Origin of the sequence: Aetokthonos hydrillicola CCALA 1050 (genome assembly GCF_017591665.1) — a bacterium.
In the GTDB taxonomy this organism is placed as follows: domain Bacteria; phylum Cyanobacteriota; class Cyanobacteriia; order Cyanobacteriales; family Nostocaceae; genus Aetokthonos; species Aetokthonos hydrillicola.
In genome coordinates this window covers 22,357-47,926 of sequence record NZ_JAAKGC010000043.1, presented here as the reverse complement: position 1 = coordinate 47,926, position 25,570 = coordinate 22,357, and the positions used below count along the sequence as shown (strand labels likewise).

The window sequence follows — 25,570 nt, the reverse complement described above, 5'->3', positions numbered from 1 at the left end:
TTATTTGCTTTTTGTTATACATTCTGCTTCAAGAACAACTAGATTGTGAGTCTCTAGAACATTACAAGATTGCATCAGTCTGGACAAGGCTGGTGTGTTCCCTTTTTGTAGGTTTGCGATCGCGCTATCTGCCGCTGGTTGATATTGTTTAATCCATTTATTCTCAGCTATGTACTCAGGTTTAAAAGCAGTGCGTTCTAAAAGCCATAATTTTACATTATATTTATCTATAAAACTGATAACTTGCTTGATATCGTTAGTGTACTGAGCATTGATTAAGTCAATGGCTCGTTGGCGGAACTGAGCATAATATTTTGTATGAAAGGGTAACCCAAATTCACTACCTACTAAAATTGGACGTTTTGCAAAAACTGGTATATTGTTTGCTTCCCCAGCTAAAGATGCAACAAGACTATCTTGGGTTTGCAGTCGCAGAAAGTCGTACAGCATTGGCGCTGCACCTGTGACATATGGAGTTTTAGGAAAAACTTTCAAAGAACTCGGATACAATAAAAGTAATAATCCTACAATAGCAGCAGTTCCCAACGCTAAAAACTGCCTTCTTCTTCGACGTGGTTTGGTTATTAGTTGTTCTGACCAATGGAACGCTGCATGTAACATCAGAGTTAGTGTTATTCCAGCGGCTAAGGCAAATACTATCTTGAAAGTGTGATGAGTATATCGACTTGGCCAATGTAACCGAAATGCTACAGCATGAGCAACAAAGAACATACATGTAGATGCCAATATAATCCGAGGAATAATATTTATGCAGCTTGTGACTTGCTTGGCTAGAGGAAATCTTGCTTGATAAAACAGTATAATTGGCAACAGCAACCCAATAAAGAGTTGGGGAGGACTCATCAAAGCCAGAAATCCACTGTCTCTACCATCAAGCCAAAAACTTACAGGATTAAGGTTAAAATAGCTAACCCGCCCTCCTGACAAATACTCTGGAATTGTTTTTGCGACAGCCGCAGTGATTGTTGGGCCAAACTTAGACGATTGTATAGCATAAGGGATGATCGCTACTAAAGCAACAAAAGCAGATGTAGCAAAAAATATATAGTCTTTTTTGTCTTTGGACAGGTGAAGTTGTCCACCTTGCCATTTGCATAGCCTAAAAAGCAAGATTCCTACATCGATGAATGCAATTAAGGGATAAATTAACGCTTGAAGTGCGATCGCAACCAAAACCCCCAACAAAGAACCCCGCAACAAGTAGTATAAAAACGCCAAAAACAACGGATAAATAAAATCTCTCGGAGTAGCCGAAAAAAGGTCGTCATGAAGAGATATGCTTTGATTTAGCAGTATAGTTGCGAGAAATCCAGCTAGTGGTACTGGTAATATCTGCATACATACAGCAAAACCATAGCTTGTGGTGAGCAATCCTAGTACCATTGGCAAAAGCTTACCTAACAAAACTGGATCAACGCCTAAACGCGCCATCATCTTGTAGAACGCCCCGAAGCCAATGGGCGTCACTGACTGAAAATAATCAGCGATTAAGTCATTAGGAAATAACTTTGGATTAAAATACCGATACATCCAAGATACATATTCTCGGGCATTATCACCTACAACATACTCATGGCTAAAAGCTTCTTGTAATCCCTCACTAATATAGCTTGCTGCAAAAATCAGACTTAAACTAAACCAAAACGCTACGGAAAATCTAGAGCTAGGTCGATTTTTTGCCGCAATTGGTGCGGTTAAAAATTTTTGTGCTTGTGTAATCGACATTACATTTATCTATAATGACTTTGATATATCTTACACGCCTCATTATATAGTCCACTCCCAATAAGCTACCAATAGAAAAAGCCGGTAAGCATTTACCGACTTGATAACTAAATTTCACTAATTTCACTACACTCAGTTAGTAATGGAAATCACAGTCCATAGCACTATGGTAGCCACAGAACTGATGACACGAGCGGCTTGTATCTAAAGATACTTCCAAATACTTAGTGGAGAGCGATCGCTAGCTGAACAGTTGAATATTTCTTTTTTTTCACTCTCTAATTGTTTCTCTTCCCACTATCAACTTATCAGTTATACTTTATTAATATGAGTTTTTTCTTTATGACTGATAACAACAGTCTATAAGTTTTTCTGTCATTAAAGCGAGTCAGATAATTAAAAGCAACCACTCATTTTTTACCTATTATAAGTCATTAACCAAACTCGATATCAAGCACATATTCTCCAATTATTCCCCTGCCTCAAGAGCCTCAAGAGCTTCCCCTGCTTCCCCTGCCTGCCTTGCTTTGAGTTTTAATGCGTTTGCCCTGGGCGATCGCACGTTATTGCAGTTCATCCCACAAAAGTGGGACATCTCAAGAACATAAGCTTCCGGGAGTGTTGCTAGACAATATTGCAACGTCAACCTGTTTGAGCAATTCTTCGACAGTGGAAGAGTTATTTATCACAAAATTCGCACGAGCAGCTTTTTCTTCTAGAGGTAGCTGGCTTTGAATTCTCGCTAATGCCTGCTCTTTAGTTAAATGATTACGTTGTATTAATCTTTGCAGTTGTTCTTCTTGAGAACAACTCACAACCCAGATTTCTGTAACACAATCAGTCATGTTTGCTTCAAACAGCAAAGGTATGACTAATACTAGGGTTGTTGTTGATGTAGCCACTGCTTGCAAAAAGCGATCGCGCACATAAGGATGAATCAGGTTTTCTACCCAATTACGTTCCTCTTGATTGTTAAAGATAATCTCACCTAATCCTTGACGGTTAAGATTACCATCTGGAAGTAGAATTTGTTGACCATAACGCTGGGCGATCGCATGAAGTATTGGCGAACCTATAGATACAGCTTCCCTCGCATAAATATCCGCATCTAAAATTGGCAAATTGTAAGCAGTAGCCAAATAATTCGCAACAGTTGTTTTGCCTGTTGCAATCCCTCCAGTTAAACCAATAATACGTTTAGTCATTCTCGGCATATTCAAAATATTATTGTTGCACTTTATACTTTTTAAGACCAACAACTTCTAATTAATAAAGATTTGTAAAATTTTTTTTATTGATTTTATCAAGATGTGCATAGAAAGTGGTAATAAATACATACTAGTTTGTATCAAAAACTTTGTGATCTAGCCTATTTAAATTATGAGTCACTACACAATCAAGCACTTTAACACTTTATGGAAGGGAATGTATAGTTTCAGTAAAGTAGCTAGAAATTATCCTGAACACAACACCGTTGCTTTATCTATAATCACTTCTACTTTACTAATAAGTTTTAATATCGGAAATATACCTCAAGCCACAGCAAAAGAAAAAGTCCTCCTTCCCAATTCTACCAATAATAATATAACTCGTGTAAAATCTGACACCAAAGATAAACCACGTATTGCTGTTCTTGATTTTGAATACAGCAGCGTTGCGGATAATGTGAAGTGGATGTTAGATAGTAACACCATAGGGGTTAGTGAAATATTGGTTAATAAACTAGTTAAGAGTGGCAATTTTCAAGTTATTGAACGTAGTCAACTCGAGCAAGTTCTCAAAGAACAGAATCTAGGAGCTAGCGGTAGAGTAGACGCAAATAGTGCAGCTAAAATTGGTCGAGTTTTAGGCGTAGATGCAGTAGTCATCGGTTCAATCACTGGCTTTAATATTGAGGAAAATAATGGTGGACTTGGTATACCTCTGTTTGGTGGAGGTAAAATTGGTGGTGGAAGAAAAACTGCACACGTGAAACTAAATGTCCGTTTAGTCAACACGAATACGGCAGAAATTCTACTCACAGCAGAAGGCAATGGTAAGTCTAGTAATGGAGACGGTTCCATTGAGATACGTGGTTACAATGTTGATAAAAATTCAAGCAAAGAAGCGAAACTAATGACAAATGCAGTTGTGGATGCGGTTAATCAGGTTTCAGAACAAATTAGTACAAATTCTACAAAATTAGCAGCTGCATCAAAATCTGTACCATCAATTAGTGCTTTAGTTGCTGACATTTCTACCAATACAGTTATCCTCAATAAAGGTCAATCAGATGGTTATCGACAAGGGATGAAACTGTCGATAGAAAGAATCTCCCGTCAAGTCAAAGATCCTGCGACCGGCAAAGTTATCCGTCAAGTGACACAGCCTCTTGGTACAATTGAAATAAAAGAAGTTGATGCTCAGTCGAGTGTTGGAAAAATCCTTTCTGGTACAGGATTTAAGGTAGGGGATATAGCAAAACCTGTTGAACAATAATTATAGAAATATGGTTGAAATATACGAAGGTGTGTTAGGAGGAAGTCCATAACGCACTATTCCAAGGTTTCGGTGCGTTACGCTGCGTAACGCACCCTACATCTTGTCAACAATCAAATAGGATTGGTATATGAGCTTTTTGTTGCCCATTCTATTAGTGCCTGGGTTAATCCATGTAATGTATATTCCTTAGCTTCTACATCCACATGTCCAAATAAAGAACGACAATCTTTAGAGGTTTGGGGACCAATAGAAGCAATACAAACTCCCTTTAGAGAATTTGCCACCACAGAGGAATCATTACCTTCAGCATTTTTTAAAAAGATTTTTTCTGCTAGCTGATAAAAAAACTTTACAGTCTTGGAACTAGCAAAGGTAATAACATCAATTGTCCCATTTTTTAGTGCTAACTCTGCTGAGGGAGGGACACTAATGGGGCAACGCGATTGATATGCAGCAACTTCTATAACTTCTGCTCCTTTAGCAGTCAACTCCCGCACCAAAACTTCTCGTCCACCGGTTTCGACTCTGGGAAATAAAACTTTTTTACCTGTGAGTTCTTCAGGAAAGTGACTTACTAAAGAGTCGGCGACAAAATTTGGGGGAATAAAGTCTGGTTGTAGAGAACGTTGTTTAAGACTTTGGGCTGTTTTCTCACCTACTACAGCAATTTTAATTCCAGCCAAAGCCTGAGTACTTTTACCCTGTGCAAATAAGCGTTCAAAGAAGTAATCTATTCCATTAGTGGAAGTGAGAATTAACCAATTGAAGCTGGATAAGTTAGCGATCGCATTATCCAACGCTTCCCAACTAGAAGGTGCAGCAATTTCTATTGTCGGCATTTCAATGACGTTTGCACCTGATGAAGCTAGAAGTTGTGTAAATTCATTTGATTGCCCGACTGAACGAGTCACTAGAATCGTTTTACCCATTAAAGGTAGATTGGGGGAGGCGGGAATTGGGAAAGGAACAGAGGGAGGGATGTTAGTTGTCATTTGGTAAAATTTGCAGATCAATGTTCAAGAGGTGAAGAATCAGCCTCATTCTACTCACAGAAATTGCGAGCAGTTCTCCACTAAAAGTGGACTATAAATAGTTCAGTTAATTTTCTCTAACAACTGTTGAATCTGCTCAGCTTTTTTAGGTTGACGCTGAACCAAAAATAATTCTTTCGCTTTTTGCAAAATATTAATTGCTTCTTCTTTCTTTCGTTGCTGTATTAAAGCGTTTGACAGGAGTAAATATGCATCTACTTTTTTAGGAGCGCGGCGTATCACTTCTTCAAACTGTTGCGTCGCTTCCTCTAATTTTCCTTGTTGCATTAAAGCCTCGCCGAAGAGTAAGTGAACAACATCATTAGTAGAGTTGAGGGAAATAACTTGGCGAAAAACTTCTTCTGCACCTTGGTAATCTTTTTTTTGCAAAAGATTAACGCCTTTTTGGAAAAGGTTTGAAGTTGTCAAGGTTTTCCAAGAAAAATAAGCCAAGAGGGAGAGCGCAATAATAACCGCTACAATGGCAATACTATTAGTAGGATGAAATTTTTCTAGCATTTTCTTAACCCAAAAGACAGGCAATAGGGAAAATTAAATATTCAAGAAAAAAGAGTTTCCAGATGAATTGATAAAATTTAGCAATCTCATTCTTATTTTCCAAAGATACATCTCGACTCCGCCACCACATCACCAACAATAAAATGAGATGAGTTATTACTAAGAAGAGAGTATTTACTGAGGCAAGTTTTAGCACACCAACTAAAACCATACCTAAATAACAAATAGTTAATACCCAAAGAGCAAGATTAAAAACTGTTTGTTTACCCATTTGGATGGTAAAAGTCTGAATATTGTATTGGCGATCGCCTTCAATATCAGGGACATCTTTAAAGATAGCGATCGCAAAAGTAAACACCAAAATAAATAATGTTAGCACCCATACGGCGTAAGGAATCGAATAATTTTTTTCGAAAACCCAATTGAAGTGCAAAAATAGACCTAAGTTAACAATTGCTCCTCTTACTGAAAAAATACATAATGCTGCAAAAAAAGGAAACTGCTTTAAGCGAATCGGAGGCAAAGAATAAGCCGTACCAATCACCAAACTCGTAAACACCATCCCACACAAAAATGGTCCACAAAGCCAGGATATAAGGAGAGCAAAAATTCCTGTAATTATCACAATCGCTTTGCCTTCTGTTCTGGAAAACTCCTCAGAAGCAAGAGGCAAATGAGGCTTATTAATCTTATCAATAGCCACATCTTCAAGTTGATTCAGTCCCACAATATAGACATTCCCGCACAGACAAGCAATCCAACTGCCCAAAAGTTGCTCTAAATGAGGAAGTGGGTAGTAGGGATAGCCTGGGGTTTTAAAATCAGCAGGAAATAGGGATATTGATACTAAATACAACCCTAGCACACTCAAACTTGTACCAATAATTGTATGGGGTCGGGAAAACTTCCACAAAGCATAAAACCAACTGCTCTGAAATTCGTCCTGTGAAACCTGACTCATAATAAAAAATTTTGGATTTATGACTTAGTTTGCTACTTCTTTCCACACAACAACCCAAACCGAATCAACCCACTTTCATAACCCTGACGCATCAATCCTAAAGACAAGGCGGCTTGAATAGTTGTCCAACCTGAAAGCAGTAAACCCCAAATTGCCTTTGGAGTTAACGCTGAGTCTATAACTATATCCCAAAATGGTGCAACAGCTTTTGACCAATCAGCAGTACGGATATTTTGTAATCCAAGCTCAGTAGCGATCGCTTCATACTCTGGTAAAGAAATAACATAGGGCAAACAGTACACCCGATAAATTTCTTGCAAGTGCTTTTGCTCATCAGCAGTTAGCGGTGTATCAAGAGGACGATGGCACCAAGTCACCATAATCAAAGTTCCACCCTTTTTTAATACCCGGTAGCATTCTTGCATAAACTTAGTTTTATCAGGCATATGCTCACCGCTTTCCAACGACCAAACTAAGTCAAAAGAATTATCGCTAAAAGGCATTGCCTGCGCATCTGCAACTTGAAAATCAGTCCTAGCAATCAATTCAAACTTTTGAGCCCGTTCTTTTGCCCTAGCGGCTTGTACAGGGCTCAAGGTAATTCCCGTTGCTCTAGCATGAAATTTTTCTGCTAAATATAAAGAACTACCACCAATTCCACAACCGACATCGAGAATGTTTTGCGCTTGTTCTACCTGAGCCCAGTTAAGAATCTCTTCGATTAAATCAATTTGTGCTTGACGGCGGTCTTTTTTTTGTGTACCATCCGCACCGTAGTAACCATGATGCATATGCTCACCCCATATCTGTTCCCACAGACCAGAGGAAGCATCGTAGAATTCCTGAATTTGTTGGTAAAGATCTGCACTCATGAAAAAATCAGTGTGAAAAAAACCTGAATTCAAATAATCTACTGTAGAGTACCATGTTTGACATCTCCCGGATTGCTCAACTAAACTTCTTGCCTCGGTGATCAATGAAGGAGAAAATATGATAGCTTGTATAACAAAAGAACTCAGGAGTCAGGAGTCAAAATTCAGCAGGAATTCTGTATGGTAATGGGTTGTTTAAATTCCCATCCGATTCCCAACTGAATTCTGACCTTGTTTCCCAATACTTGTTAAGTAATGCATAAAGCATCAAAGTCGGACCTATTACATCATAAGTCCGGGTATGTTTAGTTTTCTCTGGCTCTATTAAACCGATAGTAGCAGGCTTTTGACTGTACAGGTGTTACCAATACCATGAAATGTTCAAAAATCTTAACTTAAAACAAAAATTTACCATTTTACTAGTCATAATTCTTCTAGTGGGTTTGAGTTTAAGTGGAATAGTTCTGTCTTCTGTTCTAAGGCAAAATGCTAAAACTGAAGTGGCTACAACAGCTTTAGCGCTAATCGACATTATGAGTTCCGTAAGGAAGTACACAAATACTCAAATCACTCCCGAGCTAACCCCCAAGTTGGAAACTCAGTTTCTTCCACAAGCTGTAGCTGGCTACTCTGCGCGTGAGGTTTTTGATCTCTTGCGCCAAAAACCAGAGTATCGTGAATTCTTTTATAAAGAAGCAGCTCTCAATCCGACAAACCTGCGAGATAAAGCTGATAATTTTGAAACAGCAATTGTCAATCGCTTCCGTACAGAAAAAGATTTAAAGCAGTTGAGTGGATTTCGATCAACACCTGGTGGGGATATATTTTATATTGCTCGTCCACTGAGTGTTTCTCAACAAAGTTGTTTGCAGTGTCATGGTGTCCCCGAAAATGCACCCAGAACGATGATTGAGCAATATGGTAGCGATAATGGCTTTAGATGGAAGTTGAATGAAATCATCTCAGCTCAAATAATTTCTATTCCAGCAAGTCAGGTGATTGAAAAAGCAAATAAATCTTCTTTTGTCATTGTTGGGCTTGTATCTGCTATTTTTGTTGCCGTCGTTTTTGTAGTGAACTTCTTTTTAAATACACAAGTTGTTCGTCCTCTCAAACAGATTACTCGTACGGCTGAACAAGTTAGTACTGGACACATGGAAGTTGAGTTTGAACAGTTCTCTAGCGAGGAAATTGCCTCTCTAACTAGAGCATTTAATCGCATGAAGTGGAGTTTGGAACTAGCAATGAAAAAAATGAAGCGCTTTAACTAAAGTCAAAACAATTCAAAATTATTAATTCGCTCATTACAATCAGTGGGGGCTTGAAACCCGCCACATAGAAGCACCACTGATTTAAAAAATCATTGGGGGCAAGGAAGCGGAATTAATTAATTCAAAAATTTTTTCTTCTTAAATTTTGAATTTTGAATTTTGAATTTTGAATTCAAAAAATGGTTATTGTTTAGCACTAGAGACTCAAAAAGACTGATGAAGAATCAGCCTAAATCCGTAAACTAGATGTGGAAAATCTGATTACTTATTTACTGTAAGGGGACGGAAACATTTTTTCAATTGCCTGCATACAAAAAATTGCTAAGGTTCCAACAATAGCCGTATACAAAGAAGAAACAAGGTTTAGCTCGAAGTTAATCGGGTTTAGAATCTGAGGATTTGGGCTTATGACGGCGTCTTGAACCTCAGCCGCTGCTCCATAATCTACTATCTCTTCCTCAGCCAATGGTGCAAAAAGCAATATTATAAGAACGGAAATTGAAAGTCCAAACGCACTAGCAACTAAAGCTTTTGGAGAAAATGCACTAAGCCTGAAAAATTTAATTAAATGCATAAAAACTTCCTCTTCTTTAGAATTGAAAATTTATCTGTAAATATCCATAAGCATATCTACTGAATTCAGTGACAGATATGTAGGTAGTTTAGTTTTTCGCCCTTATAATCTTGATATGTTAGAGACGATGTATTTATGCAATCAACTTAACAAATTCGCGAAATTCCGCATCCCTGAGTGCGGTGGGGTGGTTCATGTCTTACCTTGATGCTTTGTAAGCAGCTTATGGGAAAATGGAGTTCGCACAGAAAGCACGTATCGTAAAATTTTATTAAGAACGTGGACAAATGAGTGTAAAAATAGACAAATGTGGCAAGACTGGCAACATGAAGTTATCAATGCAAGATATAATAGCAATTATTACTAGTTATGCTGCTAGATTATATGGATAAGGGAGGTGGAAACGTAAAACCGAAAAAATTATTGAGGCTTTACAAAATGAAGAGTGTTGAAAAACATATTATTAAAAAATCTCATGACTGGTACAACTACTGTACAGACATAACAACAACTTCTCGCTGTCTTTATAACACTGTTCAATACAATCAAAGACAAGGCTATTTTTATGGTCACAAGTTTCTTAACTTGTCACAATTAGACAAATGCTTTAAAGATAACGAGAACTATAAAAAATTGCCGGCAAAAGTAGCGCAACTGGTATTGAAACAAAATGTAGATGCTTGGAGTGCATATTATGCAGCTCTAGACGAATACAAACAGGACAGTTCTAAGTTTACAGGCAAACCGAAAATTCCTAGTTTTCTTGTCAAAAGATATAATCTAATAAAATTCAACAACCAAGCTGTAGGAAAGAAAGAGTTCAATAAAGGGTTTATAGTTCCTTCAATGTCACCGCTCAGAATTCCTGTAAAACCTGGAATGAAATTTGAAAATATCTGTGAAGTCAGGATAGTACCTAAAGTAGGTTGTTTTGTTATAGAAGTTGTTGCCGATATCAATGGAGCGTTTAACATTGGTAGAAAAGTAATCCCAAATTATTTTGATTGCTTGCAAGAAGAATTAAAGAGGGATAGAGGGTGTCTGGTAGTACATCCGAGGCGTATCACACCGACTTTCAAGCGTGAACATGCTTCCGTCAGTGTTGCTTAAACACCTGTAAAGTAGCCTGTCTATGTTTGGCTATGTAAAAGGGAACTATAATAATTTGAAAATTCTCTTTAAGTAGTAGAAATAAATGCGATTAATTCTATACAGCAAGCCAGGTTGTCATTTATGTGAAGGTTTGCAAGAGAAGCTAGAACAAATACACAACGTGAATTTTGAACTAGAAGTTCGAGATATTACGACTCGTGACGATTGGTTTGGTGCTTATCAGTATGAGGTGCCAGTATTGAGTATAGTAAGCGACTCCAGTACTGAGCAACCTATCCCTCGTCCTTCTCCTCGTGCTAGTGTGTCGCAGTTGGAGCAAATGCTCCGGAAATATTTATGAGGTGTTTGAATAAACAAAAATAATGAGACAAAATAATCGCAACAGAAGTGTGTGGCGAGGTTCACCAGATGAAACTGCGGGAATTACTAGTAGCTGTAGATAATATTGGGCAATTACCTGAACATCCAGTCATGGATGAACAAGTCAAGGGTTTGAAGACAAATTCTCATGCTTGTGGTGTGGGAGATTTGTTTATTGGAATGCCAGGAACGCGAGTCGATGGGGGAGATTTTTGGCAAAGTGCGATCGCATCCGGTGCTATCGCTGCGATTGTCTCTCCCCAAGCATTACAAAAGCATCCTGTTAACGGGGCTCATCCTTGTGTGATTGCAGCTAACGACATGACTCAAGCTTGTGCACAATTAGCTAGTGCTTTTTACGGTTATCCTGGACAAAAACTTAAACTTGTAGGTGTCACTGGGACAAATGGTAAAACCACAACCTCCCACCTTGTTGAATATTTACTGAACCAAGCCCATTTACGTACAGTTTTAATGGGCACTCTCTACACCCGTTGGCAAGGTTTTGTGCAAACTGCTGTTCATACTACGCCATTTGCGGTAGAACTGCAAGAGCAGTTAGCTCAAGCGCTAGAGGCTGGTAATCAGTTTGGGGTGATGGAGGTAAGTTCTCATGCTTTGGCACAAGGTAGAGTCTTAGGTTGTGAGTTTGAGGTAGCAGTGTTTAGCAATCTCACTCAAGACCATTTGGATTTTCATCATGACATGGAAGATTACTTCGCTGCTAAAGCTTTACTGTTTAGTCCTAATTATCTTCGAGGGCGAGCAATAATTAATGCTGATGATTCTTATGGTAACCGATTAATCAAAGCTTTAGATCCAGAACGGGTTTGGAGTTATAGTGTGAACAACTCCAGTGCAAATTTATGGATGAGTGATTTGAGCTATGAGCCTAATGGTGTTAGCGGGATACTGCATACACCAAAGGGTGATGTGAAATTTAGGTCACCACTAGTTGGTCAGTATAATTTAGAAAATTTATTAGCCGCAGTAGGCGCAGTTTTACACTTGGGGTTAGATTTGCAGTTCGTAGCTTCCGCTATACCTGATTTTCCCGGAGTTCCTGGACGTATGGAAAGAGTGCAGGTTAGTTCTGAGCAAGACATCAGCGTTATTGTGGATTATGCTCACACTCCAGATAGTTTGGAAAATCTGCTCAAAGCAGCACGTCCGTTTATTCCAGGGAAGATGATTTGTGTGTTTGGGTGCGGAGGCGATCGCGATCGCACTAAGCGTCCGAAAATGGGGAAGATAGCTGCTGAATTAGCCGACTTAGCAGTGGTAACTTCTGACAATCCTCGTACCGAAAATCCAGAAAAGATTTTAGAAGATATTTTGGCAGGAATTCCAGAAACCGTGACTCCCACTGTGATATGCGATCGCGCTACTGCCATTCGTACTGCCATTTTACAAGCAAAACCAGGCGATGGTGTCCTACTTGCAGGCAAAGGTCACGAAGATTACCAAATTCTCGGAACTGAAAAGATCCACTTTGATGACCGAGAACATGCACGAGAAGCATTGCGGAATAGGGGATAGGGCATGGGGCATAGGGCATGGGGCATAGGGCATAGGGCATGGGGCATAGGGCATGGGGAATGGGGCATAGGGCATGGGGCATTGGGCATAGGAGAAGAATTCGTTGTTGGTAAATCTGTCTTTGGCAAGGAACTCAATACTTCTCCAATTAAGCCTTTTGTTCCTCCCCTACCCATCACCGCTCATCCATCATCCAGCCATCACCCATTCCCCAATGCCCCATGCCCCATTCCCCATGCCCAATGCCCAATGCCCCAATCCCCAATCCCCAATCCCCAATCCCCATGCCCCATGCCCCATGCCCCATTCCCCATGCCCAATAACAACAATTAACAATTTCTCCACAAATTGGTAAATAAGGGTGAAAATTTAATCAGTATGTTTCTTGCTTCATCCTTTTTTCTGGTTGTGCTTTGCTCATGAATGTTTTTCAGACTCAGGATTTGTCCGTTTATCAGCTGGCTTTGGCTGCACAATCGTCTGTGCAACCATCCCCCGTCAGTCCTGCTACTCTATTATCATTAATGAGGTCGCAAATTGATTTACTAATTACGCAGAACATTACAGCAACTTTATGGGTCAAGCTACCACCAGGAAAAATTTGGTACTCAGAAATTCACCGTTATTATCAGCAGCCTAATATATGTTGTGTCATCTTCACTTGCAATGTAGAAGAAAGTGAGAAATTAGAAGAAACTACCGGAAGTATATCGTTCTACCCTTCTTGTCTACTAAACGTGGATTTTTCTCCAGATAGTCACTTACGGCGGGAATACTTTTTCATGGTTTTGTCACAGCAGTTTTGTAGTTTCACTTTTGCTTATAGACCACTTAAACGACGCAAAACTAAGTCTGAGACGCTTAAAGGCAAAAAAACGCCAGCATTACTGGCTGCAACCAGTTTTGAAGGGAGAGTTATTCAACATGTGCTTGATGGTATTAAAAAATCGGTTCCGTCAGACTTATCTTTGTTCATACCAGACGACTTTGTATGCCCTCTAGCACCAGAACCAACTCTCATAAATCAACTGTTTGCAAAGCAACTTCAGCTACAAGATAAAATTAATCGTCTAATTACAAACAAGCGAATTGCTAAGGTACAGCACCAAAAACAAAAATTGCTCAAGACCGTAAAACTTAAAGATGAATGTTTAAGCAGTGTGTGTCAGGAACTCCGTACACCTATCACTCACATGAAAACAGCCCTTAGTCTGTTGAATTCACCAACTCTAAAGATCTCTCAACGACAACGCTATTTACAAATGCTTAATAACGAGTGCGATCGCCAAAACTCTTTGATCAGTGGGGTTTTAGATCTGGTTGAACTCGAACGCAATTTAGAGGAAATGACCTTGGAATTGGTACGCCTTAGCGATGTTGTACCAGGGGTGGTGAGTACCTACCAGCCGATAGCGCAAGAAAAAGGCATTATGCTAGCTTACACTGTGCCTACAGATTTACCATCTGTTTGGTGTGTGAGTGGTGGTCTGAAACAAATTGTAATTAATTTGCTTTCCAATAGCATTAAATTTACCCCAAATGGTGGGCAAGTTTGGGTTATGGGGCGTCTTCAAGGGGATTATGTACAATTAGATTTTAAAGATACTGGTATTGGTATTCCTGAAAGCGAAATTTCTAAAATATTTGAACGCTTTTATCGTTTACGTTCGTCAGCAACAGAAGATCCTGGCGGTGTTGGTTTAGGATTAACGATTGTGCAACAGTTGCTCAGGCGTTCAGGGGGCTCTATTGTGGTACAGAGCAAGCCCTCTGAAGGTTCAAACTTTACCATACAATTACCTACCTTTTACCAAAAGTCTGTGGATTAATTGGGGGTAGGGTATAGGGTTTAGGGGTTAACGCGCAGAGTCGTAATTAATCTATGGTAGGATACGTTTAGATTTTTTGTAGACAGTTATCAGCAATCTCAGTCTAAAGACACTACGGGGCTTCTAGCCAGGCTAAAAGTTCCAGTTCCACGCTAGACCATGCTGACCTTCTCGCACACCTTGTTTACTAAGTTATCGGTAAGCGTTAAAGTTTCTACCCACAGATGCTTAGACAGTCTCGCGCTAAGCATAGCCGTCTCCGTAGAGCTTTACGTCAGTCACCTAATGAGGACACCAGATGCTTCGTCTACGCTAGCAACTGCTTTCCTCTGGGGTCGCATATTCGATTCCTCTGTGGTCTAATGGCGCAGAGTTTACAAACGTATCAGGAGTTTTAGATGAAAGCGAAAGGATTACACGTCCGGATATCTGAGCGTAGGTTAAATAAGCTTAAGTCATACGCACAGGCAAAGGAAAAAACGATGACTCAATTAATTGAAGATTGGATTGATCGATTACCTAGTATAGAGGTGGTTGAAACTTCTAAGTAAATTCTTCAGTGAGGAGAGGAGTATTGAGATCTCTTGTATAAGATGAAAATGTAAATTTATTTATTGTAGTACAGGCGTCTTGCCCGCGCCCCGATAAAAATTAAGTAGGCAACAGCTTAGAGACAGGGAACATTAAAACAAAGCGTGTCATTAATTCTCTGTAATTAGTTAAAAGCCCGATTCAGCTAACCTAGCAACGAAAACCACCATGTTCATCACATTGATCGCAGACTATGGGAACGGTGACCCGGCTTTTACTGAAGTCACGCAGCGTTTATTAATGTTATTGCCAGAATCTCAAATTAGCTTAGTTTCGGTTCCTGCATTTAGTACTTTAGCAACTGGGTTTTGGATTGCTCAACTTGGTTTGAGCGCAGGACCACAAGACCGTTTGATTTATCATAACTGTGCGCCCCGCCAAGATGATAAACAACCAAGACAGGACAACGAGGGTGAAGGTTTAACTTATGCCCTGTTGCCTAATGGTGTTAAAGTTGTAGGTGTTAATGCTGGTTACACTCTCTCGTTTATTAAGGACTATGCACAAGAATTGCAGATAGTCAAGGTTTCTAGAGGTGGATCACAGTTCCGTTCTCGTGATGTTTTTCCTAGTGCAGCTGCTGCTATTGCTAATGGAGACATGAGCCTTTTGGGAGAAGTTTTGAACCCAAGCTTGATTCCGGATGTTCCAGGCGATCGCGTAGCTTGGGTGGATGGTTACGGTAACATCAAAACTACTATTGCAGCAGATAGTGTTAATCTCAAACCTGAAGCCAAAGTTGTCATCCGTGTTGGAGATGTAGTGAGTGATGCTATATATTCCGATGGCAGTTTTAAAGTCCCAGAGGGAACTTTAGCGTTTGCTCCTGGTAGTTCTGGTTGGTCAGTCTCCAACGACGCACAGCCAATACGTTGGATGGAACTATTTCTCAGGGGTGGTAGTGCATGGGAACGCTTTGGCAGACCACGGGTAAATCAGTTGGTCAGTTTTTGACATGAGGAAGACCAAATGATCAAGAAAACAGATCTATTTTCTTGATCATTTAAATAAACCTTGACTTTTTATGACTAATTCATCCCACAGATGTGTAAGGCAAGGAAGGCTCTGATTTCCGGCGTTACTACACCGACAAAAAGGCTTAAAATTGCTACTAATAAGCTCAGCAGGGCAATTACATCTCCTTTCGACCATTTAACTCGTCTACGTATCATTGGTTTGTACTCCTTATTATAAAGGTTCGTAGTTGCGCTTCAGCGCACTAAGGTTATTCTTTCACCAATAAACATGTTAAAAACTACTTTGACAGACTTTTAGCATTCCAAAAACAGAACTAATAAATTGTAAAATATCGATACCTTAAAAATCAATATGCTAACTGTATAAACTTTTGTAAAATAACTTCAAAGGCTTGCATGCTCGGTTAAGAGCCAGGAAATTTATTTCCTGGCTCAAAGCTCAAACCCATTAAAATGGGTTAAAAAATTACCCAGTGAGTTTTTAGCTCACTTTAGCTATTAGCCCGAACTTTAGTTCAGGGCTAATTTTCGGGCAAAACCTACGCAGTATTGAAAAGGCTTGTAGTTAGGATTTGATGCGCTAAAGCGCAACTACGAACCAAGATTTCCCTGTTGAACTAAAATAGAACAAAGCAAGATACACTTAAGTTTTTGCCAGGAAAGTAGATTTTGAGTTCTTATCCGCCAATGAATTTCGAAAAAGTACGCAAGGTTGTAGAGGCAGCAATTCAGGAGCATGAACACAGACGCCTGAATGATGTTGAATTGACTATACTTCGAGCATCTTGGGAGGGTTTGACCTATACCGATATGGCAAAAAACTCCCCATACGAAGCCAGTTATCTCAAGGGAGATGTCGGTCACAAGTTTTGGAGGGTACTTTCAGACGCCTTAAAACAACCGGTTAGCAAAAGGAATTTTCGGGCGGTACTGGAGAGTATGACACCACAATCAGTTGATTTGGATTGTGACTACTATATACAACGCCCTCCTACTGAAGATATTTGTTACAAAGCAATTTTGATGCCTGGTGCTTTGCTGAGGATTAAAGCTGCACCTAAAATGGGCAAAACCGAACTGATGTCTAGGTTAATCAACCACGCAGCAGATCAAGGCTATAGAGCAGTTGATCTGAAACTACGGCTAGCAGAGAAAGCAGATTTTGAGACTCTGGATAAATTCTTGCAATGGTTTTGTAGTAGCATCACTCAAATGCTAGAGATCGAGCCAGACAATAAAGTAAATGAACACTGGAATAAGCAACTTGGTAACAGCAAGCTCAAATGCATGGATTATTTTGAGGACTGTCTGTTAGATAACAACGAGCCTCCTCTAGTCTTATGCTTAGATGACGTAGATCAGGTTTATCAATATCCCGAAATTGCTGGAGAGTTTTTACGTCTACTGCGAACTTTGCACGAGAAGGCAAAAACTCGCCCTATTTGGAAAAGACTTGGATTGATACTAACTTATACTAAAGAATACCCAATACTGGATATAAATGAGTCACCATTTAATATAGGTATTTTAGTAGAATTACCTGAGTTTAGTCAGCCGCAGGTGGAAGAGTTACTACACAAATATAACCTTGAGTGGGACACTGACCAAATTCAGAAGCTAATGGATATGATAGGCGGACATCCGTATCTGGTGAGGGAAACCCTTGAACATGTTACGAAGTGGGGCTTAACCCTTGAAGAGGTTTTGAAAAATGCTCCCACCGAAGCTGGGATTTATAGTGACCTTTTACAAGAACATTTATGGAATTTGCAGCAGAACCAGAAAAATCATCCTAGCTTAGATCAAGCACTCAAACATCCTAGGTTAGATCAAGCGCTAAAACAAGTTGTCAATGCTAAGCACCCAGTAGAAATAGAGTCAGATCTAGGATTAAAGTTATATGAATTAGGTCTTGTAGAGTGGCAAGACAAGAGTGTAAAGCCTCGCTGTGAGTTGTATCGTCAGTATTTCCAAGAACACTTAAAAGGTGCACAATGACATATTATCAAGTTGGGGGGAGTTTATGGGTTGATTCACCTAGCTATGTACCACGACAGGCTGATGAAGAACTTTATAAAGCTTTGAAGGACGGCGAGTTTTGTTATGTGTTCAACGCGCGGCAAACGGGTAAGTCTAGCTTGTTAGTGCAAACAATGCATCGTTTACAAGGAGAAGGAATTGTCTGTGCTAACGTAGATATTAGTACGATAGGTGCTAACTCAGTAGAAGAAGAAGAGTGGTACGCAGGCTTTATCAATTGGCTATGGAGAACGTTCAAACTTTCAGGAAGCGTACAAGATTGGTGGAATTCTCAAAACATCTTTTCTCCTGGCTCAAGATTGACCGCATTTATCGAAGATCTACTACTTCAACAGGTTTCTCAGAAAATAGTTATATTTATTGACGAAATTGATAGTGTTCTTAAATTAAGCTTTAAAGACGATTTTTTTGGATTCATCCGTTCTTGCTATAATAAACGTGCCGATAATCAAGAATACAGACGCCTCACCTTTGTAGTGTTGGGAGTAGCAACACCTCCTGATCTCATTGAAGATAAAACTAGGTCACCGTTTAATATTGGCAAAGCAATTGAATTACATGGCTTTTCTAAAGATGAAGTGATACCTTTAGCTCCTGGATTAGTGGGGAAGGTTAACAACAAAAACCTAGGCGCTGCACTGAATAAGATATTGGAATGGACGGGTGGTCAACCTTTCCTCACGCAAAAGCTTTGTAAACTCATTGCAAACGCACAAACCCCGATTTCTCAAGGAAGTGAAGTTAAATATATTGATGATATGGTGCATTCATCAATGATTGAGAATTGGGAAGCACAGGATATACCCCAACATTTAAGGACAATTCGCGATCGCCTAAAGCGGAGTCAGAATAGAACCGTTGCTTTATTAGGCTTGTACCATCAAATTTTGCAACATGGAGGAATTGTTGCTGATGATAGTCCTGAACAGATAGAATTGCGGCTGTCTGGTTTGGTAGTAAAGCAAGGCGACTCCTTAAAAGTTTACAACCCGATCTATAAGGCGGTATTTAGCCAGACTTGGGTTGAGAGAGAACTCGAAAATTTGCGCCCTTACACTAAATCTTTGAGAGGTTGGTTAGATTCCAATCGTCAGGACAAGTCATGGTTATTGCAAGGAGAAGAACTTTATAAAGCCCAAGAGTGGGCAAAAGACAAAATCCTAAGCGACCAAGATTATCAGTTCTTAACTGCAAGCCAAGAATTAGCTAGAGAAAAAGCTTCACAAACAGCTTATCGTCAAGAAAAACGAGCTAATTGGGCTAGTGTGGCTGCTGTAATTTTTGCGATCGCTACCCTCACTACCCTCGCAGGAGGATTCCGCTACTGGCTGAAAAACATCTACTGTCCTGTGGGTGAAGAGAGGGTAAGTGATGGTTGTTTTAAATTTGTCTCTAGCAGTGGGGAGCATATCCTCTTTAATTCCCAAAACAGTTACCTTGCTCGTGGGGTTGAAGCTTTCAAAACAAACAATTATCCCAAAGCTATTGAATCATTCCGGAAAGCGGTATACTTTGCTCCTAATGACCCAGAACCTCAGATTTACCTCAACAATGCCAAAGCTCGTCTGAAAGGTAATCCTTTTCAGTTAGCAGTAGTAGTACCAGTAGACAATGACCGCAATCTGGCTAAAGTAATATTGCGAGGTGTGGCGGATGCACAAACTAACTTTAACGAAACCAACGGTTTAAATAATCGGTTATTGGAGATTGTCATTGCTAACGATGAAAACGACAAAAATGCAGCACAAAAAGTTGCCCGTAAACTGGCTGATAACCAAGCAATTTTAGGTGTGATTGGGCATTCTTTCAGCGAGGGAAGTCTCGCAGCACTAGAGGTATATGAAAAAGCCGGTTTAGCTATGGTTTCTCCCAGCAGCGTCAGCTCATTGTTATCAGGTAGAGTTTTCTTTCGGACTATTCCCTCTGATAAGACAATGGGTAAAAGACTGAGTGAGTACCTTACAACTCAAATTCCGCCCTTATACAAAGTAGTTATTTTCTTTGACTCTGAAAGTATCTACAGTACCGGCGCTGCACGAAATTTTCAGAAGGATTTTACCGAACTTAAGGGGGGTATTGTCCGATTTGTTGATTTGAGAAATTCCAACTTTGATGCCAAGGCTGAAATCGAGCGCAGTGTGAATCAGGATCAAGTGCGTGCTGCTATTTTATTCCCAAGTGCACAAATAAAAACAATAAATGCCGCTATGTCTATTGCTAAAGCAAATGCGAACCTACCCCCGGATCAACAGCTGCGTTTGTTTGGTGGAGGTTCGTTGAATCGTGCTGAAACTTTAATACAGGGAGGATCTGCAGTTAATAGTCTGATTTTAGCTGTAACCCCTTTGGATGAAAATTCACCCTATGCGAAAAAAGCAAACCACAGATGGAAAGGAAAGATTAACTCGGAAACCGCTACTAGTTATGATGCAGCACAGGCTCTCATTAACTCACTATCCAGCAATCCTACCCGAAAAGAGGTCATTGAGAAACTGAAATCCCTAGATCTTCCACCAGATAAAACATCAGGATCTAGACTTCGGTTCACAAATGGTGAGATTGATAAGGAATACAGTCTTGTTCAAGTTCGTAAAGGTGGACCATCTCCCCAAGGTTCTCAGTATAGCTTTCATCCGATTAATGAGAAATAAGTAGGCAAACACCCGCCTGCTATTAGTTCGTAGTTGCGCTTTAGCGCTAAAACAGCGCAACTACCAACCTTTCAAGCCTTTGCCACGCTTTTCGCCTGCAAACCAGAGAAATTCCCAATACTGCGTAGGTTTTGCCCGAAAATTCGCCCTGAACTAAAGTTCGGGCTAAAAGCTCACTGGGTAATCTTTTAACCCATTTTAATGGGGTTCTCGGCTAGAGTAATTGTCAGGTAATTACAAAGACACAATGCCTTGCACCCTGACAAACCGAGCGGTTCATTTGGGCGAAAATTGCTGTAAAATACAAAGTGTTGTTAAAAAAAATTCATGACACTGACCCTAACTTTAACACCAGGGATAGAGTTATATCTGAGACAAGGAGCAGAGCAAAAAGGCATGTCTTTGGAAGCTTACACTTTGGAAATTTTGACCGAGCATATTTTAGAAAAACAGAAACAAACCAGCCTAGCTAATTTACTTGAGTCTTGGCTAGATGAAGATGATGCTCAAGAGCAAAAACACACAGGCGAGTATTTAATTCAAGCTTTGGATGAAGACAGGTTATCTGATCGTAAATTATTTCCTCTAGAAATGAAGGGTGTGTCTTGGTGAGCCGAGTTGTGCTTTTAGATGCTGGCTCTATTGGCTTAGCGACAAACCCAAAGTAATACCAATATTTAATTACAAAGCCGAATCAAAAATTTGCTGTGCTGTAAGGCTGAGTTGCGGAAATAAGGGAGACGCGATTAAATTATTTCCCCTAAACACACTCATTTGATAATCTCCATCCACTAATTCACAAATTGTAATAGTTGGTTGTTTAGGATTACCAGTGAATCTTTTACCCCCAAGTGCAGCATAATCTATAATCCAATACTCTAGAATCCCCATCTCTTCATAGTCTCTGAACTTATCGTAGTAGTCATCTCGCCAGTTAGTACCAACAACCTCAACGACTAAAGGAATAGATGAAGCTTCAGTAACAGTTGATTGCTTGCTCCACAAAGGTTCATTGACGAGATTGTCATGATTTAACACCAAAATATCGGGAGAATAAGTTGAGCTATTGGTAGGGATTTTGACCAGTGCAGTTTTGGGGATACGGAACGGAAGTCCCATTTGCAAGAATTGGAAGGCTATCTGAGCCGCTAAAAATCCAACTACATTCTCATGTGCGCCAGTTGGGTGTGGTATTTCTACAATGATTCGTTTATGTAGTTCGTATCGCACCCCGTTTGAAGGATACCATTCAATGAATTGTTCAAAGGTCACTAAGTTGGGTAGGGTTGGGGTCATATTACCACCTCGACATACATTCGACTTTGCGATCGCCACTAAGGTTGTGGGGTTCTAGTTTAAATCCCAATCCCATCCTTAGACACGTAAGCCAAATAGTCGTACTAGAGTGGGAGGTAAATTGCAATAATACTAAGTTATATTAGGTCTTTTACTCATGCAAAAACCCTCTTCTAACCCCTAACCCAGATTTTCCGTGATTCATCAAAACTCTGAAAACCTTTTAAATCCTCAGCGGGAACAAGCATCCAGCAAGGGATATCAATTTAGCTGGTTTGATTGGTTTTGTTTATGGTATCCTCCTGGGTGGCTGATTTTATTTAACCGACACTGGCAACACTATCACACAGATCCAGATGGTTGGAATTGGCTAGAGTATGGGCTATTTTTGCTTCCTGGCGGGTTTTATTTAGCACTGCTGATTCGTTGGTTACGTCTTGGTTGTCGTTCACCGCGTCGTGAAATTGAGGAGTTTAACCCAGGTTATCAACACGCTTTTGGGGAAGAAGTTCTTGCTCCAATTGTGAAATATTATTTTCGGGCGGAGTTGCAACAAGTTGAGAACTTACCAGAAACACAACCAATGATTGTTGTGATGAATCATGCAGGGATGTGTTTTCCGTGGGACTTTGTGACGTTAAGCTATTTACTCAGTAAAGCTCAAGGATGGGTGGTACAGCCTTTGGCTGGCGTATCGTTGTTTGATCATCCTTGGGTAATTTGGTGGTTACCACCTGGTTGGGCAAAAGTTTTAGGTGGTGTTAGAGCAGAGTTAAAAGATTTTGACGCAGCTATACAACAAGGTACAATTCTTCTATATGCACCCGAAGGTTTACGCGGACCTAGAAAAGGTTGGAGAAGGCGTTATCAATTGGAAAGGTTTGATTTAAGTTTTATTCAGTTAAGCCAACGTTATCAAGCTCCTATTTTACCTGTTATCTGTCTTGGCAATGAAAATTTACATTCCTGGGCTGTTAATTTCAAAAAATTGCAGAGGTTATTAAAATTACCATTTTTACCTTTATCCCCTTTGATGCTTGTCTTTATTCTCTTTCCTTCGATGGGGATTTGGGCAATGAAAAGCCATTTGCGTTATTTTATACAGCCTCTGGAGAGACTATCTTTAATATCAACAGATAATGACTCAAGCAAGGAGCGTTCATCTGCTTATAAACACGCACAAGAATTGCGAGAAAAAATGCAAAATCAAATTCGTCGGTATTTAACAACGAAGAATTCAGCAGGAGCTAGTGCGTTGGAGAGCTAGCGCATTGAGGGAGGTGCCTCAAAACACAGTCGGTGAAGATCATCAAGAAAGACCCAGAATATGTGCCAAGTGGCTTCAGCTCCATGCTGCACAGCCTTCGGAGCAGATCCCTGATCGGGGATCAGCAGCGCGAGGTTGTGGGAGTCGGCAGCGTGCTCAAGCTCGAGCTGCTCGTGTACATTTAACCAGGTGAGGGCTTCGGGCTTGATGTCGTTCTGCCTACGCATCTCGCTACCAACACACAGATCGAACTTCTTGGCGTAGATCTCGGTGACCATCGCTGCGCCGACACCCTGGTACGGATCCGGAGACAGGAACTGAGCCGTAAGCCCCAAGCCAAGGTTGCGACCAGGCTGTATCATCTCATCCACAAACTGAGGCGGACGCCAACACTCAATCCCAGCTAGAAGTTGATCGAATAGCACAGCGTGAATGCGCGTAAAATCTCCGTCCCCAAGCTCATCGTTTAATTGCTTAGCCAACACTGAGCGGATGCGGTTATCGCCAATTCGCGCCGTCAGGTCAGCAAGCCACATCACAAAGTCACGCGCCCCCTCATGGATGTTCACCAACAGGAGCCATAAGACTCCAGCATTGAAGGGCTCAGTACGCAGGCGCTGAAAGAACGGGTGGTCGGCAACACTGACAGCTTCGTAGCGCAACATCAGCGCCTCCATCGGAGTGACCGAGTTAAGATTGGTGATGACATGCTCGGGAATGGTAGCCAAAGTCTGCGTAACTTGTTCCACGAATTCCTCCTGATCTGAAATGGCATCAAGTGTGCTAAAAGTATTTTAGCAAGTATTGACAAAAAGTAATTTAGCCTTAGGCATATAGACTAAATCTAAAAGGTTAAGCCTTGGTTTAGGTAAGTTTATGAAAAAATGTTAAAAGGTTAGATTTTGATGAAAGTTTATCGCGCTTTCGTGAGGGGATTAGGGAGAAGTGCGATCGCGCTTTAAAAGGTAGCAAGTGTTCTCCCCTGGATGGCACTCGTGAGAAACGCTTTGTTACGGTAATAAATCTTATTTAAAAGACAGCAATAAGTTCGTCATTTTTACTGAGGTTATTTCCAGATTCAAATGATCAAGTTAAAGAAAGTCAGTGCTTTTACCCTAAAAACAGTCTATTCAGACTAGAGTATAATTGATCATTTTTATAATTGGGCGATTAGCGAAAACGCTAAACGTATAAACTTTATTAATATGCAAAAGTCTCCTTGGTTTTTTGTGGGTCAAATCGCCTTTTCTGTGTTTGCTGCTGAGACGTTGATCATGTTAGTGTTTATGGTCTTGCCAGAATTGCCCAAATTACTAGAGGCTTTTGTTGATTCGACTCTACTTTCGCTACTAATTACGCCCTCTCTATATCTTTTTTTGTATCGTCCGTTAACGCTGCAAATTAAACAGTGTTCTTTGATAGAAAAAGAATTACGTGAGTCACAAGCGCAACTGAAGCACAAGGCTGAACAACTAGAGCAGACTCTCCAAAAGCTCCAGCTTGCACCTCAATTGCTAATGGCAGAAAAAATGTCGTCTTTAGGTCGAACTGTAGCTGGTGTTGCTCATGAAATAAATAACCCTGTGAACTTCATTTATGGCAACCTAACTCATGTCAGTAATTATTTTCAAGGTATTCTATCTGTGCTTGAACTCTACCAGAAAAATTATCCTCACCCCACGCCAGAAATTGAAAATTTAATTAAAGAATACGACTTAGAGTATGCAATTGAGGATTTACCAAAAATTCTTTCATCGATGCAAACGGGAACTGAACGTATACGTTCGATTGTGTTAACGTTGCGAAACTTCTCGCGTCTGGATGAAGCAGAGAAAAAAGTTGTCAATATTCACGATGGCATTGATAGTACGTTGTTACTGCTGCAAAAGCATTTTAAATCTAAGCCTGGTGATATTGGTATTGAAGTTGTTAAAGAATACGATGATTTGCCAGCAATAGAATGCTATCCTGGCAGACTTAATCAGGTGTTCATGAATCTTCTTCAAAATGCAATTGATGCTTTAGAAGAACATGATAAAGAAAAGTCTTTAAAAAAGAGTGATAACCATCATAGCTTAATTACAATTCGCACAACTGTTCTAAATACGAAATGGGTACAAATTAGCATTAAAGACAATGGACCAGGAATGGCGAAGGAAATGAAGGAGCGGATCTTTGAACCTTTCTTTACAACAAAACCTGTAGGCGAAGGAACAGGTTTAGGATTATCTATTAGCTATCAAATTATTGTAAATATGCATCATGGAAAACTGAAGTGTATCTCGGCTCCTAATCAGGGATCTGAGTTTTTGATTGAGATTCCACAAAATGTTGACCTAACCTCTAAGCAAGTCACTTCTAATGAAACCAGGTTTTTCCCCTAATATCTATATCCCAATCCCCAATCCCCAATCCCCAGTCCCCAATCCCCAGTCCCCAATCCCCAATCTCT

Annotated in this window: 23 protein-coding genes; 13 read left to right on the top strand and 10 right to left on the bottom strand. The window is 40.1% G+C overall.

Features of this window, described 5'->3' with window-relative positions; translation table 11 throughout:
• Both G4P69_RS20920 and coaE read right to left on the bottom strand, forming a co-directional pair.
• Positions 1 to 1,746, bottom strand: coding sequence for a hypothetical protein (locus G4P69_RS20920; protein ID WP_208338352.1), 1,746 nt, complete (start codon positions 1,744 to 1,746; stop codon positions 1 to 3).
• Positions 1,747 to 2,342: 596 nt separating this feature from the next.
• On the bottom strand, positions 2,343 to 2,951 hold the full coding sequence (gene coaE, locus G4P69_RS20915) for a dephospho-CoA kinase (RefSeq protein ID WP_208338351.1): 609 nt from the start codon (positions 2,949 to 2,951) through the stop codon (positions 2,343 to 2,345).
• 175 nt (positions 2,952 to 3,126) lie between these two features.
• Between coaE and G4P69_RS20910 the strand changes: the two genes are divergently transcribed.
• Positions 3,127 to 4,224, top strand: coding sequence for a CsgG/HfaB family protein (locus G4P69_RS20910; RefSeq protein WP_243902066.1), 1,098 nt, complete (start codon positions 3,127 to 3,129; stop codon positions 4,222 to 4,224).
• Between the two features lie 113 nt (positions 4,225 to 4,337).
• On the opposite strand, the gene G4P69_RS20905 is transcribed toward G4P69_RS20910, so the two are convergent.
• From G4P69_RS20905 to G4P69_RS20890, 4 genes are all read right to left on the bottom strand, one after another.
• Complete coding sequence (locus G4P69_RS20905; RefSeq protein ID WP_208338350.1) at positions 4,338 to 5,219, bottom strand: uroporphyrinogen-III synthase; 882 nt, start codon at positions 5,217 to 5,219, stop codon at positions 4,338 to 4,340.
• Between the two features lie 102 nt (positions 5,220 to 5,321).
• Positions 5,322 to 5,777 (bottom strand): tetratricopeptide repeat protein, encoded by a 456-nt coding sequence (locus G4P69_RS20900; RefSeq protein WP_208338349.1) that lies wholly within the window; start codon positions 5,775 to 5,777, stop codon positions 5,322 to 5,324.
• Positions 5,778 to 5,781: 4 nt separating this feature from the next.
• Positions 5,782 to 6,738 carry a homogentisate phytyltransferase gene (locus G4P69_RS20895; RefSeq protein WP_208338348.1) on the bottom strand — a complete coding sequence of 319 codons (957 nt, stop codon included), beginning with the start codon at positions 6,736 to 6,738 and terminating at the stop codon, positions 5,782 to 5,784.
• A 32-nt stretch (positions 6,739 to 6,770) separates the two neighbouring features.
• Positions 6,771 to 7,610, bottom strand: coding sequence for a methyltransferase domain-containing protein (locus G4P69_RS20890; protein WP_208338347.1), 840 nt, complete (start codon positions 7,608 to 7,610; stop codon positions 6,771 to 6,773).
• A 377-nt stretch (positions 7,611 to 7,987) separates the two neighbouring features.
• Between G4P69_RS20890 and G4P69_RS20885 the strand changes: the two genes are divergently transcribed.
• Entirely contained in the window at positions 7,988 to 8,881 is an 894-nt protein-coding gene (locus tag G4P69_RS20885; protein ID WP_208338346.1) for a c-type heme family protein, read from the top strand.
• A gap of 265 nt (positions 8,882 to 9,146) precedes the next feature.
• Here G4P69_RS20885 and G4P69_RS20880 read toward each other — a convergent pair whose 3' ends face one another.
• Positions 9,147 to 9,455, bottom strand: coding sequence for a hypothetical protein (locus G4P69_RS20880; protein ID WP_208338345.1), 309 nt, complete (start codon positions 9,453 to 9,455; stop codon positions 9,147 to 9,149).
• A gap of 369 nt (positions 9,456 to 9,824) precedes the next feature.
• Between G4P69_RS20880 and G4P69_RS20875 the strand changes: the two genes are divergently transcribed.
• The 3 genes from G4P69_RS20875 (at position 9,825) to G4P69_RS20865 (ending at position 12,467) form a co-directional block, all read left to right on the top strand.
• Complete coding sequence (locus G4P69_RS20875; RefSeq protein ID WP_243903004.1) at positions 9,825 to 10,565, top strand: hypothetical protein; 741 nt, start codon at positions 9,825 to 9,827, stop codon at positions 10,563 to 10,565.
• Positions 10,566 to 10,650: 85 nt separating this feature from the next.
• Positions 10,651 to 10,908, top strand: a complete 258-nt coding sequence (locus tag G4P69_RS20870; protein ID WP_208338344.1) for a glutaredoxin family protein — start codon at positions 10,651 to 10,653, stop codon at positions 10,906 to 10,908.
• Positions 10,909 to 10,976: 68 nt separating this feature from the next.
• Positions 10,977 to 12,467: a UDP-N-acetylmuramoyl-L-alanyl-D-glutamate--2,6-diaminopimelate ligase gene (locus G4P69_RS20865; protein WP_208338343.1), complete on the top strand. Its 1,491-nt coding sequence runs from the start codon at positions 10,977 to 10,979 to the stop codon at positions 12,465 to 12,467.
• Positions 12,468 to 12,642: 175 nt separating this feature from the next.
• On the opposite strand, the gene G4P69_RS39985 is transcribed toward G4P69_RS20865, so the two are convergent.
• On the bottom strand, positions 12,643 to 12,774 hold the full coding sequence (locus G4P69_RS39985; RefSeq protein ID WP_279606307.1) for a hypothetical protein: 132 nt from the start codon (positions 12,772 to 12,774) through the stop codon (positions 12,643 to 12,645).
• Between the two features lie 112 nt (positions 12,775 to 12,886).
• Between G4P69_RS39985 and G4P69_RS20860 the strand changes: the two genes are divergently transcribed.
• The 6 genes from G4P69_RS20860 (at position 12,887) to G4P69_RS20835 (ending at position 21,167) form a co-directional block, all read left to right on the top strand.
• On the top strand, positions 12,887 to 14,296 hold the full coding sequence (locus tag G4P69_RS20860) for a DICT sensory domain-containing protein (RefSeq protein WP_208342119.1): 1,410 nt from the start codon (positions 12,887 to 12,889) through the stop codon (positions 14,294 to 14,296).
• Positions 14,297 to 14,694: 398 nt separating this feature from the next.
• Positions 14,695 to 14,847: a hypothetical protein gene (locus G4P69_RS20855; protein WP_208342121.1), complete on the top strand. Its 153-nt coding sequence runs from the start codon at positions 14,695 to 14,697 to the stop codon at positions 14,845 to 14,847.
• A 208-nt stretch (positions 14,848 to 15,055) separates the two neighbouring features.
• Positions 15,056 to 15,841, top strand: coding sequence for an SAM hydrolase/SAM-dependent halogenase family protein (locus tag G4P69_RS20850; RefSeq protein ID WP_208342123.1), 786 nt, complete (start codon positions 15,056 to 15,058; stop codon positions 15,839 to 15,841).
• 710 nt (positions 15,842 to 16,551) lie between these two features.
• Positions 16,552 to 17,862: an AAA-like domain-containing protein gene (locus G4P69_RS20845; RefSeq protein ID WP_208351009.1), complete on the top strand. Its 1,311-nt coding sequence runs from the start codon at positions 16,552 to 16,554 to the stop codon at positions 17,860 to 17,862.
• A complete protein-coding gene (locus G4P69_RS20840; protein ID WP_208342127.1) occupies positions 17,859 to 20,555 on the top strand; it encodes an AAA-like domain-containing protein in 2,697 nt (898 codons plus the stop codon). The genes G4P69_RS20845 and G4P69_RS20840 overlap by 4 nt, the downstream gene beginning before the upstream one ends.
• A gap of 327 nt (positions 20,556 to 20,882) precedes the next feature.
• Positions 20,883 to 21,167, top strand: coding sequence for a hypothetical protein (locus G4P69_RS20835; protein ID WP_208342129.1), 285 nt, complete (start codon positions 20,883 to 20,885; stop codon positions 21,165 to 21,167).
• Between the two features lie 69 nt (positions 21,168 to 21,236).
• On the opposite strand, the gene G4P69_RS20830 is transcribed toward G4P69_RS20835, so the two are convergent.
• Positions 21,237 to 21,851, bottom strand: a complete 615-nt coding sequence (locus G4P69_RS20830; RefSeq protein WP_208342130.1) for a Uma2 family endonuclease — start codon at positions 21,849 to 21,851, stop codon at positions 21,237 to 21,239.
• Positions 21,852 to 22,047: 196 nt separating this feature from the next.
• On the opposite strand from G4P69_RS20830, the gene G4P69_RS20825 reads away from it, so the two are divergent.
• Entirely contained in the window at positions 22,048 to 23,118 is a 1,071-nt protein-coding gene (locus G4P69_RS20825) for a 1-acyl-sn-glycerol-3-phosphate acyltransferase (RefSeq protein ID WP_208342131.1), read from the top strand.
• Here G4P69_RS20825 and G4P69_RS20820 read toward each other — a convergent pair.
• Complete coding sequence (locus tag G4P69_RS20820; protein WP_208342132.1) at positions 23,115 to 23,867, bottom strand: iron-containing redox enzyme family protein; 753 nt, start codon at positions 23,865 to 23,867, stop codon at positions 23,115 to 23,117. The two genes, G4P69_RS20825 and G4P69_RS20820, sit on opposite strands and share 4 nt — an antisense overlap.
• A 456-nt stretch (positions 23,868 to 24,323) precedes the next feature.
• Between G4P69_RS20820 and G4P69_RS20815 the strand changes: the two genes are divergently transcribed.
• Positions 24,324 to 25,502 (top strand): sensor histidine kinase, encoded by a 1,179-nt coding sequence (locus tag G4P69_RS20815; protein WP_208342133.1) that lies wholly within the window; start codon positions 24,324 to 24,326, stop codon positions 25,500 to 25,502.
• The last annotated feature ends 68 nt before the right edge of the window (positions 25,503 to 25,570 follow it).